The organism is Ascidiimonas meishanensis (assembly GCF_037782385.1).
Lineage (GTDB): Bacteria > Bacteroidota > Bacteroidia > Flavobacteriales > Flavobacteriaceae > Ascidiimonas > Ascidiimonas meishanensis.
Genome location: NZ_JBBEXD010000014.1, coordinates 46,581 through 62,414, shown reverse-complemented (window position 1 = coordinate 62,414; position 15,834 = coordinate 46,581). Strand labels below are relative to the sequence as shown.

Sequence of the window (15,834 nt, the reverse complement as noted above, 5' to 3'; positions counted from 1 at the left end):
ATGCTAATTTCCTTTTTTTTGTAATAACGCATCAATAGTTTCTCTTACGGTCTTACTATTCCAGTCTGCTGCACCCTTTTTTTCAATAACAATTTTACCATCAGGACTTATTAAATAAGTTGCGGGAATACTTCTAGAATACAACTCATCTGGTATTTCACCAATAGGATTATAAACCTTAAAATCATACATATTCTTCTCCATAAATGGACGTACACGTGCTTCATTATCTGAAGTAACGAAATAGAAATCTATTTTATCTTTATAATCTGTATATAAGTTTTGTAAACTTGGCATTTCTGCAATACATGGTGGACACCATGTGGCCCATAAATTTACCAATATTACTTTTCCCTTAGAATCTTCAAAATTGATTGAAGTATTACCAGTCACTTCATTTAGACGCCAATAATAATTACTCACTTCAAGCCTGTCGCTCTCAGCTTTCACAAATGGTGTAAAAGAAAGCAACCTATAAGCAAAAACTTTCATTGGATTCCCTGTTGGTGGGTAGAGCAACAAGAGTATGAAGACAACCAAAGACACGTTAATAATGCTGTTCTTTATACTTTTCATGTATTTCACTTTTTACAAATACATTAGTGGTCGTTAATTTTTTAGCTAACTGACATCAAAAAAAACAAAAGTTTAAAAAAATGTACACGTCAAGATTTTTATAAAGCCACAAAAATCTTTTCCGAAAGAATCACTATTTCAAGTTACTAATTTTCAATTAAATCTGAAAGTAAATCGCGTACATCTGTACTATACCAATTTGCAACTCCAAACTTTTCTACTGCGATAAAACCGTCCCGATCTATGATATAGGTTGATGGAACTTTTTCTGGATCAAAAGGCATTTTTTCGCCAATTATAAGATAAGTAACAGGAAAAGTATGTCCATTTTTCTCCATAAATTTAATAACTGGCTCTCGTTCCTCATTGGTTATCAGATAGAAATCAACCTTACCTTTGTATTCATCATAAAGCTTTTGAATACTTTTTGCTTCTGCTATAGAAGGTACCCGCCATGATGCCCAAAAATGAACAAAAATAACCTTCCCTTTTGATTGATTGAAATTAAAAAAATCCCAACTTTCATCCTTTAGTTTCCAATCAAAGTCTTTTATCTCTTTTCGCTCCTCAGTCTTAACCACATCTGGACTAAACGCTAGGATTCGATTGAGCAAAATTTTTGCTTCATGAGCAACAGGAGGAATAAAGAACATTCCTATCAATAAAATAAATAAAAGATTAACAACTGACTTTTTACGAATCTTCATAGGAATCTTACAAATACAAGGGTTTGAATCTAGCCAAAGCTACTGATAAATATTGACATTATTTGTTATGAGTATACAGCTTAATAAAAGAAATTAAAAAGATATTTACTTTTTAGTGACAAAAAAACTCCCGGCATTTCGGGAGTTTTCACTATTCTTGATAGTTAAATGACTTATCCGTTATTTTCTGCTTTAATAAGGTTTAAAGCAGATCCTGCTTTGAACCATTCTATCTGACTGTTATTATAGGTGTGGTTTGCTTTGATAACGTCTTTCGTTCCATCAGCGTGTTCCAATTCTATGGTGATTTGTTTATCAGGAGCAAATGATTCTATATCAATAAAATTAAAGATATCATCTTCTTGAATCAAATCATAATCAATTTCTTTGTCAAAAGTAATTCCTAACATCCCTTGTTTCTTAAGGTTCGTTTCGTGAATTCTTGCAAATGATTTTACCAATACTACTCTAACTCCTAAATGCCTAGGCTGCATCGCAGCGTGCTCCCGGGAAGAACCTTCACCATAATTATGATCTCCTACCACTACTGTTGGAATGCCTTTTGCTTTGTACTCTCTTTGCACATCTGGAACTCCTGCATATTCACCAGTAAGTTGATTTTTTACAAAATTTGTTTTCTTATTGAATATATTTATAGCACCTATTAATGTGTTATTTGCAATATTGTCTAAATGTCCTCTAAATCTAAGCCATGGTCCTGCCATAGAAATATGATCTGTAGTACATTTGCCAAACGCTTTGATTAACAAACGCGCACCCATGATATTTTTACCATCCCAGGGAGCAAAAGGCTCTAGCAATTGAAGCCTTTCAGAATCTGATGCTACTTTCACTATTACAGAGGAACCATCTTCCGCTGGAGAAACATAACCAGCGTCCTCTACTGCAAAACCTTCTGGTGGAAGTTCATAACCTCTAGGTTCTTCTAACATTACTTCCTCCCCATCTTCATTAATTAATTTATCTGTTAACGGATTAAAATCAAGACGCCCTGCAATAGCAATTGCGGTAACCAATTCTGGAGAACCTACAAATGCCATGGTATTTGGATTTCCATCTGCGCGTTTTGCAAAGTTTCGATTGAAGGAATGTACAATAGTATTCCTATTCATATCATCAGATTTTCCACCATAACGATCCCACATTCCAATACATGGCCCACAAGCATTTGCAAAAACAGTAGCTCCAATTTTATCAAATGTGTCTATAAATCCATCTCTTTCTATGGTGTACCTCACCTGTTCTGATCCAGGGGTAATGGTAAAATTAGATTTTGTTTTTAAATTTTTATCTACCACTTGTTTTGCTAGCGAGGCTGCTCTTGAAATATCTTCATAAGAAGAATTGGTACAAGAACCTATAAGTCCGTATTCTACTTTTAAAGGCCAATCATTGGTTTGCGCTGCTTCTTTCATTTTAGAAACTGGCGTAGCTAAATCTGGTGTGAATGGTCCGTTTAAATGTGGTTCTAATTCTGATAGATTAATCTCAATTACTTGATCAAAATAATTCTCAGGATTCGCATATACCTCTGGATCTGCGGTTAGATGTTCTTTCACTTCATTAGCTGCGTCTGCAACGTCTGCTCTTCCAGTAGATCTTAAGTAACGATCCATAGATTCATCATAGCCAAATGTAGATGTGGTAGCTCCTACCTCAGCACCCATGTTACAAATAGTACCTTTTCCAGTACAAGACATTGCAATTGCACCTTCTCCAAAATATTCAACTATAGCCCCTGTACCTCCTTTTACCGTTAAGATTCCAGCTACTTTAAGTATTACATCTTTAGGTGCAGTCCAACCAGACAATTTCCCAGTTAGTTTTACTCCAATTAGTTTTGGAAATTTAAGTTCCCATGCCATTCCAGCCATCACATCTACTGCATCTGCACCACCTACACCTACGGCTACCATTCCAAGACCACCAGCATTTACTGTATGAGAATCTGTTCCAATCATCATTCCTCCTGGAAACGCATAATTTTCTAAAACAACTTGATGGATAATCCCTGCTCCGGGACTCCAGAATCCTATTCCATACTTGTTTGAAACTGATTCCAGAAAGTCAAAAACTTCATTACTAGTTTCGTTAGCTCTTTTTAAATCGGCCTTTGCACCTACTTTAGCTTGAATAAGATGATCACAATGAACAGTTGTGGGCACAGCCACCTGAGGCTTTCCTGCATGCATAAATTGCAACAGTGCCATTTGAGCAGTAGCATCTTGACAAGCAATTCTGTCTGGAGCAAAGTCTACATAATCTTTACCTCTAGTAAATGCTTTTTCTGGTATACCATCCCACAAATGAGAATACAAAATTTTCTCTGATAAAGTTAACGGCTTTCCAACAATTTTTCGAGCTTGAGTTACCTTATCGGAAAGTTCTCCGTAAACTTTCTTGATCATATCTATATCAAAGGCCATATAATTTGTCTATTAAAATTAAAAGTCCAGCGAAATTACGAAAATAGCTTTAGCTTTAAAACAATAAATTAGCAATAATCTATGCCAAAAAGGTGCGATTTATTAAAAAAACAAAAAATATATCAAGACACACAATATATTTTGTTTACCGATAGAGAACTCGGATTACATTTGATTTGAAACCGAAGAATTTTAGAGCAGTTCTGCAATAATATTCTCAACAGACCTACCTTCTGCTTCTGCCTTATAATTTTTAAGAATTCGATGTCTTAAAATGCCATTAGCTACTTTTTTCACATCTTCAATGTCTGGTGAAAATTTTCCGTTAACTACTGCATTTGCTTTAGCCGCCAAAATAAGATTTTGAGAAGCTCTTGGCCCTGCTCCCCAATCCACAAAATTGTTTACCACTTCTGGAGCAAATTCACTTCCAGGACGTGTTTTACCAACTAATCTTACGGCATATTCTATAACATTATCTGCTACGGGAACTCTTCGTATTAATTGTTGAATTTCTATTATTTCATTCGCGGTAAATAAAGCGTTTACTTCATTTACTTTTTGAGTAGTGGTCTTTTTAACCACTTCAATTTCTTCTTGAAATGAAGGGTAGTCTAATGCTATTGCAAACATGAATCTGTCTAACTGTGCTTCCGGCAATGGATAAGTTCCTTCTTGTTCTATAGGGTTTTGTGTGGCAAGAACAAAATAGGGCAGCTCTAATTTGTAATGATGTCCAGCTACGGTTACTGCTCTTTCCTGCATAGCCTCTAGCAGTGCTGCCTGAGTTTTAGGGGGTGTCCGGTTTATTTCATCTGCAAGAATAATGTTTGAAAAAACGGGTCCTTTAATAAATTTAAATTGCCGATTTTGATCTAAAATTTCACTTCCCAGAATATCACTAGGCATTAAATCTGGCGTAAATTGAATTCTTTTAAATTCAAGACCTAAAGCTTTTGCAATGGTATTTACCATAAGTGTTTTGGCAAGACCTGGAACTCCTATAAGCAATGCATGACCTCCAGAATATATGGAAAGTAGAATTTCATTAACTACCGCCTCCTGACCTATAATAACCTTGGCGATCTCTTTTTTTAATTCTTTATTTTTTTCTACTAAATTGTTAACGGCATTAACGTCTGACATCCAGTTTATTTTTTTAACCAATTATTGTTAAACTCACAGCTTTTATTATCTGAACCTACATTGATATAAGTGTCGGCTATTTTTTCTTTCATCCATTTCTGGATAGCTTTTAACTGCTTATCACTTAAAGCTAATTGCTTTATCTTAAGGTAATCCTGAGAATAATCTGCATCATGTTCATCATACCTATTGGTTACTTTTAGAATTTTATATTTAACAGTGCCATTTTGTCCTTCTTCTAAAAGTGGTGTTGATATTTCATTGTCTTTTAAATCTCTAACCTGATTATACAGGGTAGGATCCATTTTTGTCAACTCAAATCGTGTATCAAAATTTGTTGGGTTTCTTAACACTCCCCCATCAAATTTAGTTTCTTTTTCATCAGAAAAATTCTTTGCAGCTTCTTCAAAAGTAAGTTCTTTATCAATGATGCGCTTTCTAATTTTTTCTAATTCTTCTTTAGCTTCTTCAACAGCTTCATCAGAAACTTTTGGCGTTAACAAAATATGCCGTAGATCTATTTCTTGTCCTCTTATTTTCTCTACTAAAATAATATGCCATCCATAAATTGTTTTAAAAGGATCGGAAACCTCTCCTTCCTGCAAACTAAAAGCAACATCTTTAAATTCCTTTAAGAAGGGGGTTTTTCTATTAATGGCATAAAAACCTCCCTTTGGACGCGAAGCTTCATCATCAGAATATAAAACCGCTTTGGTGGCAAAGCTAGCTCCATTTTCTTCTACATCCTGTTTCATTGTCCTTAGTTTATCTACTATCTTTTCTATTTCCTCTTTACTTGCTTTCGGTTCTTTTATAATTTGCGCAATTTCAAGTTCCGCTCCAAACCTCGGAAGCTGGTCTTTGGGAATTTTCTTAAACCACTGTCTAACCTCTTCCGGAGTTATTTCAATACTTTCAATAATAGTTGCTTGCATCCTCTCCGATAATCTTCGTGTTTTTTGAATTTCAAAAAGTTCACTTCTAAAAGATTCTTCGTCATCCTTATTGTAATATTCTAAGAGCTTTTCCATGGTTCCCAACTGCTGCACTAAATAATTAATTTGTTCTCCCACAACAGATTTAATTTCTGTTTCTGAGATTTCTAAACTATCCTGTACTGCATGGTGTGCATATAGCTTGTCCTCCATCAATTTCCCTAGCAATTGGCAACGGGTTATATCTTTATTAAGTACCCCTTGATTTTGTAAGTCTATTAAGTTTTTATCAATGTCAGATTCTAAGATTACATAATCACCTACTACTGCAGCCACTCCATCTACCTTTATTTTTTTAAAGTTTACAACTTTCACAGAATCATTTTCCTGCTTTTTTTCAAGCACTGCTACCTCTGGTGCTTTATCGGTAATTACTTCTTGCGCCGCTATTGTCTGTAAACTAACAAACAACATACAAAATACGCCGCTAATTACGGTTTTCATAAATTTCATATTGTTTTTTTTGTACTGCCTCATCCATTAATTCTTTTTCTAAATTTCTAATAAACTCCAACTTTCTCTTATTCAAAATTATTTGCCTAAGTGTTGGGTTCACATATGATTCGGGGGCAATATCATTTCTTTTAAGTACATCCTTAATATGCACCAAATATACCTCTAAAGAATCTGTAAGTTCAAAAAATTGTGATTTTTTTAAGTAGTCATCCGTATTATCAAAACTTATTAAAGGTATTTTTTGGACTAACTGAGAAACCTTTATCCAAGTAGAATCATTAAATGAAGAAGCTTTAAACTGCAAAGACATCTCTTCAAGTTTTTCTTGATCTTCTTGGTTATACCTTTTAAGTAATTCTCTGGCGGTATCCAATTCATCATAAGACTTATCCAAATGAATATACCTCATTTTATATAAAGGTTCATTCAATTTAAAATTTTCTTTATTGTCTTCGTAATAGGAATTTATTTCGCTTGTTGCAATTACCGTATCCATTGTAGTTGCTACCAATGCTTCTTTGTAGGTAGCTATTAATAAATCTGCTCGATACTGATTAACCAAATCTTCAAACTCTGCAATTTGTCGTTCGTCAAGATTGATACGGGCTTTTTCTACCAGCAATTGTTTCTTAGCCCAAGTATTAATATAATTAGTAACTATATTAATACTATCTTCTTCGTTTACATCTTCTGAAATTAGTTTCTGAATTTCCTCTTCATATAGAAAATTATCTCCAACCCTTGCCACTACATTCTCTTCTATTTTCTTCTCAAAATAAGAACAAGATACGTAACAGCCAGCAGATAGAACAAGTATTAAAATCTTTTTCATTTAACCTTCAATTTCTTCTTAAGCATTCTTAATTCTTTTTTGTTTATCTTGATTTTGTTTGAATCTCTTAAAGAACGAATCCATTTTTCTTCAAGAAAATTTTGATAATCATTTATCACCGACCCCTTTGCCTCTTCATAAGACTTTTCTTGAGACGGAAGTAGTGCAATGGTTCTAAATAAAGTTAAACCAGCATCATCCTTCTTTTCAAACCATTTCATGGAAGGCTTGTATCTTTCTGGAAGTCGGTAATCATCCAGATCCATTATAATAGCAGTAAAAATAACATCTTTTAATTCTGGAAGATTTTTAGCCAATTTGCGCAGGGTTTCAAGATTTGTTTCGTTAAGCATTAGGCCTTTTAAAACAGGTGTCGCCTTCACATTTGTATAAGAAGCCGTAATCAATTCTACTCGTTGCTCCCACCTGTATTGATTTTTATTTTTTTCATAAAAATCTCTCAGGCCTGTGCTATCCATTCTTGCTTCATCCCATATTTCTTCCTGCATGATATCAAATAATAGCAGTCCTTCTCTATACTCGTTTAAGATAGCTGAAAATTCTTTATTTTCATTTTCCAGATTCGCTTCATGATATTTTAAGAGTTCTTTTTTAGAAAAATCATTAAATAAATTTTTAAAATTGATAGTTCCAAAATCATTTCTAATTTTAAACTGTTCTTGCCGCAGCCATGAAGCGAAGGTTTTTGCTTTCCAAATAGTATCTCTAATACGGAATAATTGTTTTTCTAAGACAGGGCTGTTTTTATCATAGACCCATTGCCGTTTGTAAAAATTATCATCAACCATACCTATAATTTCATCTCTCACTGCTTCATCTACCTTAAAATTATAATTTTTCTTTAGTTTGTTGAGAAAAGAAGTGGTAACCATTTTAGAGCGCTGATCTTTTTTGAGTTTGGCTTTAAGGTTTCCTTTTTCTTCTTCAAAAGAACCTATCGGATATTGCTTTATCCCTTTTATGATATGCCAGCCAAATTTGGTTTCAAATGGCGTTGAAATTTCATTCTCAGAAATGGTAAATGCAATATCTTCAAAAACCTTAGAGCTAAGCCTGCCAGCCATAAATTTAGGCAGCCTACCGCCTTTTATTGCACTTCCTTTATCTTCTGAAAATTGCTTAGCGAGTGTTTCAAAAGACCCTCCGTTTTGCAGTCTTTGATAAATATCTTCAATGCGTTTTTTTGCCTGATCATTTTTGGAAGAATCTTTAGCGTGTAATATCATGATATGAGATACTTCGGTTTCGCCACGATTAAGCCTTTGGGCATTAATCTTCAAAAAGTGATATCCAAATCGAGTTCTAAAAGGTTTAGACAAGGTTTCAGGACTTGTATTATAGGCAACACTTTCAAAAGGATATACCATTTTAAAAACAGAAAAGTATCCTAATTCTTCTCCAAAAAATGTTTTCCCGTCGTGGACAGTTTTTCGCAAAGAATCAAAATTTGAAGGAGTTGCTAATGCATAAAGCTCCTGTATTTTATTATACGCATACAAGGTATCTATTGGAGACGCCTCCGCAGATACTCTGACTAAAATATGACTTGCATTAATCTCATTCTTTAACCGTTTATAAGCTTCCTGCAATAATTGTTCACTTGCCTGTGTATCGGTCATATAATTTTCAACCAATTTTAAACGATACCCTTGTAATTCTTTTTGATAAGACTCTTTTTTATGGAATCCCTGCCTGCGAGCTTCTAGTACCTTTAATTTATAATTTATAAAGGTTTCTAAATAATCTTCTAATCCTGTTTTGTCTTTTTCATCAACAAGAGACAGATTTTTTTGATAAATTCTGGAAAATTCTTCTGATGCTATTTTTTCATTATTGATGGTGATTAATGGACTATTAATCTCCTGACCATAAGCAAAATAAACAAACATAAAAAAACACAACGTAACTACTCTTGAAATCATCTTTACCGTATTGAGTGTCGCAAAAATAGTAATATCTTAAAAGTATGTGTTCATTTAACTAAAATTTGGTAAATTTAGTGTAACGTTTAAACAAATTACAGATACTTTTTTCAACCGATTGTATCTTTTTTGTTCGTCATATTAAAACCAAAAAATAAATAAATGCAATACCAAGTCGAAATCGAAATCGATCTTGCTAGGGATGCTGTCATTGAAAAATTCAATAATCGAGAAAATTTTAAACACTGGCAGCAAGGACTATTGTCTTTAGAGCACTTAAGTGGTATCCCTGGAACTAAAGATGCCAAAACGAAATTAAACTATCAAATGGGCAAGCGCACAATTGAAATGCTTGAAACCATCACCAAAGTTGATTTCCCAGAATCATTTCATAGCACATACGAAGCCAAAGGCGTGTTTAATACTCAAGAAAATTATTTTAAAGAGGTTAATTCTCAGAAAACAAATTGGATTTCTAAATCCCATTTTAGCTTTACGAGTTTAACGATGAAATTAGTAGGCTTTTTATTTCCTAGCTCATTCAAGAAACAGAGCTTAAAATATATGATAGACTTTAAAAACTTTGCAGAAAATGGAATCTCGCTGGCAAATGACCAAGATTAAATTAATCTGGGACTTTAGAGGGCCTAATGCCAAAAATACTGCTAAGCATCACTTAGCGCATCTCGAAGATTATTTTAAAATAGAAAAAATACATCACGAACATTTAGAGCAAAAGCTTTTGAATGACATGCATGCCATAGCCTGTGTTGTTGTAAACGAACCCGATGTAAGAACAGTACGTGATGCGCTCAAACCTCATAGAGGTCAATTATTTTCTGATTAATAATACGACTATTTAGGAAATAGCTATCTTGAATAATTAGGTGACTCTTTTGTAATGGTTACATTGTGGGGATGGCTCTCTGTTATACCAGATGATGTGATTTTCACAAACCTGCCATTTTCTTTAAGTGAAGGAATATCTTTTGAACCGCAATACCCCATCCCTGCTCTTAATCCTCCTATAAATTGATGCATACTTTCCATTAAATCACCTTTGTATGGAACGCGTCCAACAATTCCTTCTGGCACCAGCTTTTTGATATCGTCTTCTACATCTTGAAAATATCTATCCTTACTTCCATGCTTCATGGCTTCTACACTACCCATTCCACGATAAGACTTAAACTTTCTACCTTCATATATAATAGTTTCCCCTGGAGATTCTTTGGTACCCGCTAACAATGATCCTAGCATTACACAGTCTGCCCCAGCAGCTATTGCTTTTGGGATATCTCCAGTATATCGTATGCCCCCATCAGCAATAACAGGCACACCCGTTCCTTTAAGTGCATTTGCCACTTCAAGAACTGCAGTAAACTGAGGAAAACCTACACCAGCAACAACACGTGTAGTACAAATTGATCCTGGACCAATTCCTACTTTTACAGCGTCTGCTCCATTATCTGCAAGATATTTTGCAGCTTCAGGGGTAGCAATGTTACCTACTATCACTTCAAGTTCAGGAAATGCTTTTTTCACTTCTTTTAAAACAGAAACTACTCCTTTTGTATGGCCATGCGCAGTATCAATAACCACAGCATCTACTCCTGACTTTACCAGTGCACTTGCACGTTTTACGGCATCTCCGGTAACTCCAATGGCCGCCGCAACTCGTAATCTACCATAGGTATCTTTGTTAGCATTTGGCTTTTGGGTGAGCTTTGTAATATCTCTAAAAGTGATGAGCCCTATAAGTTTATAATCTTTATTAACTACTGGTAATTTTTCAATCTTATTTTCCTGAAGAATAACTTCCGCATCAGAAAGGGAAGTTCCTTCGCTGGTAGTTACCAGATTGGCAGTTGTCATTACTTCAACAATAGGACGGTCATTGTTTCTTTCAAATCTTAAATCACGGTTTGTGACAATTCCTTTTAGTGTACCTTCTTCATTCACTACTGGAATTCCTCCTATACTATGTTCTGCCATATTGCGCTTAGCATCTTTTACAGAGGCTGTAAGTGGCAGTGTCACAGGATCTAGTATCATACCACTTTCTGCACGTTTTACTTTACGAACTTCCTGAGCCTGTTGTTTAATGCTCATATTTTTATGCAATACACCAATACCGCCTTCTCTAGCCATGGCAATTGCCATGGCAGATTCTGTTACCGTATCCATAGCGGCAGCTACGATAGGAACATTTATCTTAATATTCTTGGTGAATTGAGTCTGAATATTAACTTCTCTGGGAAGTACTTCAGAATATGCTGGAACTAGCAGTACGTCGTCGTAGGTAAGCCCTTCGCCAACAAATTTGGTGTCGTATAAATTCATCGCAATTAAAATATAATTGCGTGCAAATATACACCTTTTTATATGCTGAATGACCTTTAGCCCTATATTTAATATGAATTAACTGTTAAGGTTTTCAAAAAAATAATCTGATTTTCAACTGCTTATCAAAATTATTTTTATTTGTTCTAAATAAACTTTGCTCGTCTTAAAAAAGCTTTTATTTTTGCAATCGGAAAACAATTATTATCTTTAATCAGTCTAAATAAATGAAAAAAATAGTTCTTTTAACTATCCTTTCAATTGCACTTACGGCAACAGCGCAAGATAGCAATCCAGTGAGCAAAAAGTCCGATACCGTTCAGCTTAAAGAGGTCGTTCTATCTGCAAATGTAATTTTCGGCAGTAAATTTGAAGCCCGAAATCGCACAGGTTCTGCTTATTATATTTCTCCTGCAGAGATGAAAAAATTTAATTATACTGATATCAATAGAGTTCTTAGATCTGTCCCCGGGGTGAATATTTATGAAGAAGATGGTTTTGGCCTTCGCCCAAATATTAGTTTACGCGGTACTTCCCCAGAAAGAAGTGCTAAAATATCTTTAATGGAAGATGGGGTGCTTATCGCTCCCGCTCCTTATAGCGCTCCTGCGGCTTATTATTTTCCTACCATTGCAAGAATGCAAGCAGTAGAAATTTTAAAGGGAAGCAGCCAAGTACAGTATGGGCCTTTCACCACTGGAGGAGCAATTAATATGATTTCCACTCAAATCCCTGCAGATACTTTCACTGGTAAAGTAAATGCCAGTTATGGGAGTTTTAATAGTGCTCGTTTTCATACCGCTGTTGGTGGTAGCACTGGAAACATTGGATATATGATTGAATACCTCAATTTTAACTCTGATGGTTTTAAATCATTACCAACCGATGATAATACTGGTTTTGATAAGAATGATCTCGTTGCCAAATTCCGAATTAAAACAAATGAAACCGCAAAGCTTCAGCAAGCTTTAGAGCTTAAATTTCAATATTCAGACGAAACTTCAGATGAAACATATCTGGGCATTAGTAATGCAGACTTTGAAAGAGACCCTTATAGTAGATATGCCAGTTCTGAAGTAGATGAAATGAATACAGATCACATACAGTTCATGGCTACTCATGTTCTAAAATTTAATGATTATTTTCATATTACTTCTACAGGATACTACAACAGATTTGCTAGAAATTGGTACAAATTGGATTATGTAATTGCCAATGGAGAACGCAAAGGGCTTTCGAGTGTAGTTGCTAATCCGGCAGAAAATCCTGACCATTTTGCTTTCCTTAGAGGGGATGTAGATTCTCCAGCAGATGCCCTTGGCTTAAAAAATAATAATCGTGTTTATATTTCTAAGGGAGTACAAACCAAATTTGATTACCACTGGGGGAAAGATGACTTCTTCCATGATATTGAAATAGGAGCACGTATCCATTATGATGATGAAGACCGTTTTCAATGGATTGATGGGTATAGTATTAACGATGGTATTTTAAACCTTACCACAGAGGGAACTCCTGGTACCGATGCTAACCGTATTAGTAGTGCCACCGCTTTTGCGACTCATGTGTTGTATAAATTTAAATATAAAGACCTTACATTAACTCCAGGCATACGATATGAAAATATAAGCTTGAAACGCGAAGATTTTGGGAGAAATGATGTAGACCGAACAGGCATTAATCTTGCTGAAAGAGAAAATAATGTTGATATTTTTATCCCTGGTATTGGTTTTAATTACAATTTGAATAATAAAATATCTGCCTTTGGTGGTGTGCACAAAGGGTTTTCTCCTCCAGGCAATCAGGAAGGTGAAAACCCTGAAGAAAGTATCAATTATGAATTAGGGTCTCGTTTCACCTTTGCTGGACTCTCCGGAGAGTTTACTGCTTTTTTCAATGACTACAGTAACTTATTAGGAAGTGATCTAGCTGCTACAGGAGGAACAGGTTCATTAGATCAATTTAATGCTGGAGAAGTAAACGTTCAAGGAATTGAATTATTGCTTAACTATAACCTGCTTCATAAGAACACCAAATTTGCCTTACCCATCACCTTTGGATATACTTTTACAGATACCGAATTCCAAAATAGTTTTGGAAGTGAAGATGATTTGTGGGGTGAAGTAACCGCGGGTGATGAACTTCCATATTTATCAAAACACCAATTCAATACAACGGTTTCTCTTGAGCATGAAAAATTTGAATTGAATCTAAGTGGTCGCTTCAATGGGCAATTTAGAACAGAAGCGGGTAGCGGTAGCATTCCTGAGGATGAATTAGTTGATTCAAATTTTATTATTGACTTTTCGGGAAAATATCATTTGACGCCAAGTTTTAGTATTACTGCCAATGTAATAAATATGTTAGATGAAGTGTACGCAGTTTCAAGAGTTCCTGCCGGCTTGCGTCCTGGGCATCCCTTTGGTGCTTATGCCGGATTCCAGCTTCAATTTTAAATAAGTAAATTTATTATTTATTAGTGAAAATCAAAACGAGGCTTTCTGAAAAATGGAGGTCTCGTTTGATGGTATTAATGATAACGACTGAAAATCTTTGTCGCCTCGTTATAAGCACTTTCAAAACTCATGGCACTTAATCCGTGATCTGCTTTTGCCGCTGTTAAATAAGAGAATACTTTCTCAGTAGGCATATTCCCAGTAAGTTCATCTTTGGCCATCGGGCAACCCCCAAAACCTTGTATGGCACCGTCAAATCTTTTACAACCTGCTTTGTAAGCTGCATTAATTTTTTCGTGCCAACTGCTAGGCGTGGTATGCAAATGTGCCCCAAACTCAATACTGGGATAAGCCGGAATTAAATTTGAAAATAAATAATCTATAATCTCCGGAGTAGAACTCCCGATAGTATCAGACAACGATAGTATAGTAACTCCCATCGCTGCTAATTTTTCGGTCCACTCACCTACTATCTCAACATTCCAAGGATCACCATAAGGGTTTCCAAATCCCATAGATAAATACGCCACCACCTGCTTGTTATGTTGATCTGCAAGATTCAGGATTTCCTGCAAAACCTCAACACTTTGCTGTATGGTCTTATGAGTATTACGCATTTGAAAGTTCTCTGATATAGAAAAAGGATATCCTAAATAATCTATCTCTTCATGATTTACTGCATCAGATGCTCCTCTAACATTGGCGATTATAGCAAGTAATTTACTTTTTGTCTTACTTAAATCAAGTTGTGCCAAAACAGCCGCTGTGTCTGCCATTTGTGGAATCGCTTTAGGAGACACAAAACTTCCAAAATCAATGGTATCAAAGCCTACTCTTAATAGGGACTGAATGTACTGTGCCTTTTCTGCAGTAGGAATAAAATCTTTGATTCCTTGCATGGCATCTCGAGGACATTCTATAAGTTTTACCTTATGCATATAAATCGCTATTTAAGAGATGGGAAGTTCGGAAAAAGATTATAATTCCCCTACTCACTTTTTAAAATTCTTATTATTACCAAGAATTAATTACTTTGTCTCCCTAATTCTATTTCAATATTGTGAATACTATTTTTGAAACCAACCGCCTTTTAATCAGAGAACTGGTAATTGAAGATCTTCCAGCTTTTCATGAAATGCAAGGAAATCCTAATGTAATGCGTTTTGTGGGAACTCCTCCTATGACCTTAGATGAAAACCGAGAAGATCTTAAAAAGGTAATTAATGCCTATCAAAATACAAAAAGCCACTTCAATGTATGGGCATCTTTAACTAAAGAAAATAGCTTTATAGGTACGATTGCTTTGTTAAAAAACGATAAAGAAGAATGGGAAATAGGCTATCGTTTATTAGAAAGCGCATGGGGTAATGGATATGGTAGTGAACTTACTCAAGGGCTGATTCATTATGCCTTTAATATTTTAAATCTTCCTTCATTAGTGGCTTATGCAGATAAAGAAAATAAAGCATCCATTTATATCCTCAATAAATACATGAATTTTATAAATGAGTTTTGGAATAAAACCGACCAATGTGTGGACAGGAAATATGAGCTTAAAAATTTAAAATAAAATCCTACCTTTAAAGAATAATTAAAATCTAATTGATTATGAATCGTCTGCAACAACTTTCAATCCGTCCAATTTCTACAAAATCTGCTAAGAAAATTAAAGGAGGAACAGAAGAATCCAAACCTAAAGTTAGTAAAACAAGACCTTTAACTGGTTTTTATTCATAAATTTCAGAATCTTTATTTTTAATAAATGAATAAAGCTGTCATTTTACGATTTATGGGCTTGACATTCTTACTCTTGTCTGCTTTTTGGTTTTACCATTACTTTACTTCGGCTAAGGATTCTTTTTCCTTAATAAGCGCTATAGGACCCTTATTACTCGCCATTGCCATGTTTATACTTTCAACAAGCAAATCGATT

General features: G+C 34.8%; 14 protein-coding genes. 5 read left to right on the top strand and 9 right to left on the bottom strand.

Translation table 11 applies throughout. The features are described from left to right. Positions 1-3: 3 nt before the first annotated feature. From WBG07_RS18080 to WBG07_RS18050, 7 genes are all read right to left on the bottom strand, one after another. Complete coding sequence (locus tag WBG07_RS18080; protein ID WP_340203367.1) at positions 4-576, bottom strand: TlpA family protein disulfide reductase; 573 nt, start codon at positions 574-576, stop codon at positions 4-6. A gap of 146 nt (positions 577-722) precedes the next feature. Continuing rightward, entirely contained in the window at positions 723-1,283 is a 561-nt protein-coding gene (locus WBG07_RS18075) for a TlpA family protein disulfide reductase (RefSeq protein ID WP_340203365.1), read from the bottom strand. A gap of 173 nt (positions 1,284-1,456) precedes the next feature. Then, positions 1,457-3,730 carry an aconitate hydratase gene (locus tag WBG07_RS18070; RefSeq protein ID WP_340203363.1) on the bottom strand — a complete coding sequence of 758 codons (2,274 nt, stop codon included), beginning with the start codon at positions 3,728-3,730 and terminating at the stop codon, positions 1,457-1,459. 192 nt (positions 3,731-3,922) lie between these two features. After that, positions 3,923-4,876, bottom strand: a complete 954-nt coding sequence (locus tag WBG07_RS18065; RefSeq protein WP_340203361.1) for an AAA family ATPase — start codon at positions 4,874-4,876, stop codon at positions 3,923-3,925. 5 nt (positions 4,877-4,881) lie between these two features. Continuing rightward, positions 4,882-6,324, bottom strand: coding sequence for a peptidylprolyl isomerase (locus tag WBG07_RS18060; protein WP_340203359.1), 1,443 nt, complete (start codon positions 6,322-6,324; stop codon positions 4,882-4,884). Next, positions 6,299-7,159 (bottom strand): peptidyl-prolyl cis-trans isomerase, encoded by an 861-nt coding sequence (locus WBG07_RS18055; RefSeq protein WP_340203357.1) that lies wholly within the window; start codon positions 7,157-7,159, stop codon positions 6,299-6,301. Before WBG07_RS18055 ends, WBG07_RS18060 begins: the two co-directional genes overlap by 26 nt. Continuing rightward, on the bottom strand, positions 7,156-9,102 hold the full coding sequence (locus WBG07_RS18050; RefSeq protein WP_340203356.1) for a peptidylprolyl isomerase: 1,947 nt from the start codon (positions 9,100-9,102) through the stop codon (positions 7,156-7,158). The genes WBG07_RS18055 and WBG07_RS18050 overlap by 4 nt, the downstream gene beginning before the upstream one ends. Positions 9,103-9,264: 162 nt before the next feature. On the opposite strand from WBG07_RS18050, the gene WBG07_RS18045 reads away from it, so the two are divergent. Further along, the gene (locus WBG07_RS18045) at positions 9,265-9,726 is read left to right on the top strand and encodes an SRPBCC family protein (protein WP_340203354.1); all 462 of its coding nucleotides are present in this window, start codon (positions 9,265-9,267) and stop codon (positions 9,724-9,726) included. Next, the gene (locus tag WBG07_RS18040; protein ID WP_340203352.1) at positions 9,713-9,949 is read left to right on the top strand and encodes a hypothetical protein; all 237 of its coding nucleotides are present in this window, start codon (positions 9,713-9,715) and stop codon (positions 9,947-9,949) included. The genes WBG07_RS18045 and WBG07_RS18040 overlap by 14 nt, the downstream gene beginning before the upstream one ends. A gap of 23 nt (positions 9,950-9,972) precedes the next feature. Here WBG07_RS18040 and guaB read toward each other — a convergent pair whose 3' ends face one another. Beyond that, positions 9,973-11,445 (bottom strand): IMP dehydrogenase, encoded by a 1,473-nt coding sequence (gene guaB, locus WBG07_RS18035; RefSeq protein ID WP_340203350.1) that lies wholly within the window; start codon positions 11,443-11,445, stop codon positions 9,973-9,975. A gap of 227 nt (positions 11,446-11,672) precedes the next feature. On the opposite strand from guaB, the gene WBG07_RS18030 reads away from it, so the two are divergent. Then, the gene (locus WBG07_RS18030) at positions 11,673-13,901 is read left to right on the top strand and encodes a TonB-dependent receptor family protein (protein ID WP_340203348.1); all 2,229 of its coding nucleotides are present in this window, start codon (positions 11,673-11,675) and stop codon (positions 13,899-13,901) included. Between the two features lie 74 nt (positions 13,902-13,975). Here WBG07_RS18030 and WBG07_RS18025 read toward each other — a convergent pair whose 3' ends face one another. Continuing rightward, positions 13,976-14,839 (bottom strand): hydroxymethylglutaryl-CoA lyase, encoded by an 864-nt coding sequence (locus WBG07_RS18025; RefSeq protein ID WP_340203346.1) that lies wholly within the window; start codon positions 14,837-14,839, stop codon positions 13,976-13,978. Between the two features lie 122 nt (positions 14,840-14,961). Here WBG07_RS18025 and WBG07_RS18020 point away from each other — a divergent pair, with 122 nt between their 5' ends. Then, positions 14,962-15,471 (top strand): GNAT family N-acetyltransferase, encoded by a 510-nt coding sequence (locus tag WBG07_RS18020; RefSeq protein WP_340203345.1) that lies wholly within the window; start codon positions 14,962-14,964, stop codon positions 15,469-15,471. A gap of 38 nt (positions 15,472-15,509) precedes the next feature. Next, positions 15,510-15,638: a hypothetical protein gene (locus WBG07_RS18015; protein ID WP_340203344.1), complete on the top strand. Its 129-nt coding sequence runs from the start codon at positions 15,510-15,512 to the stop codon at positions 15,636-15,638. Positions 15,639-15,834: the final 196 nt, after the last annotated feature.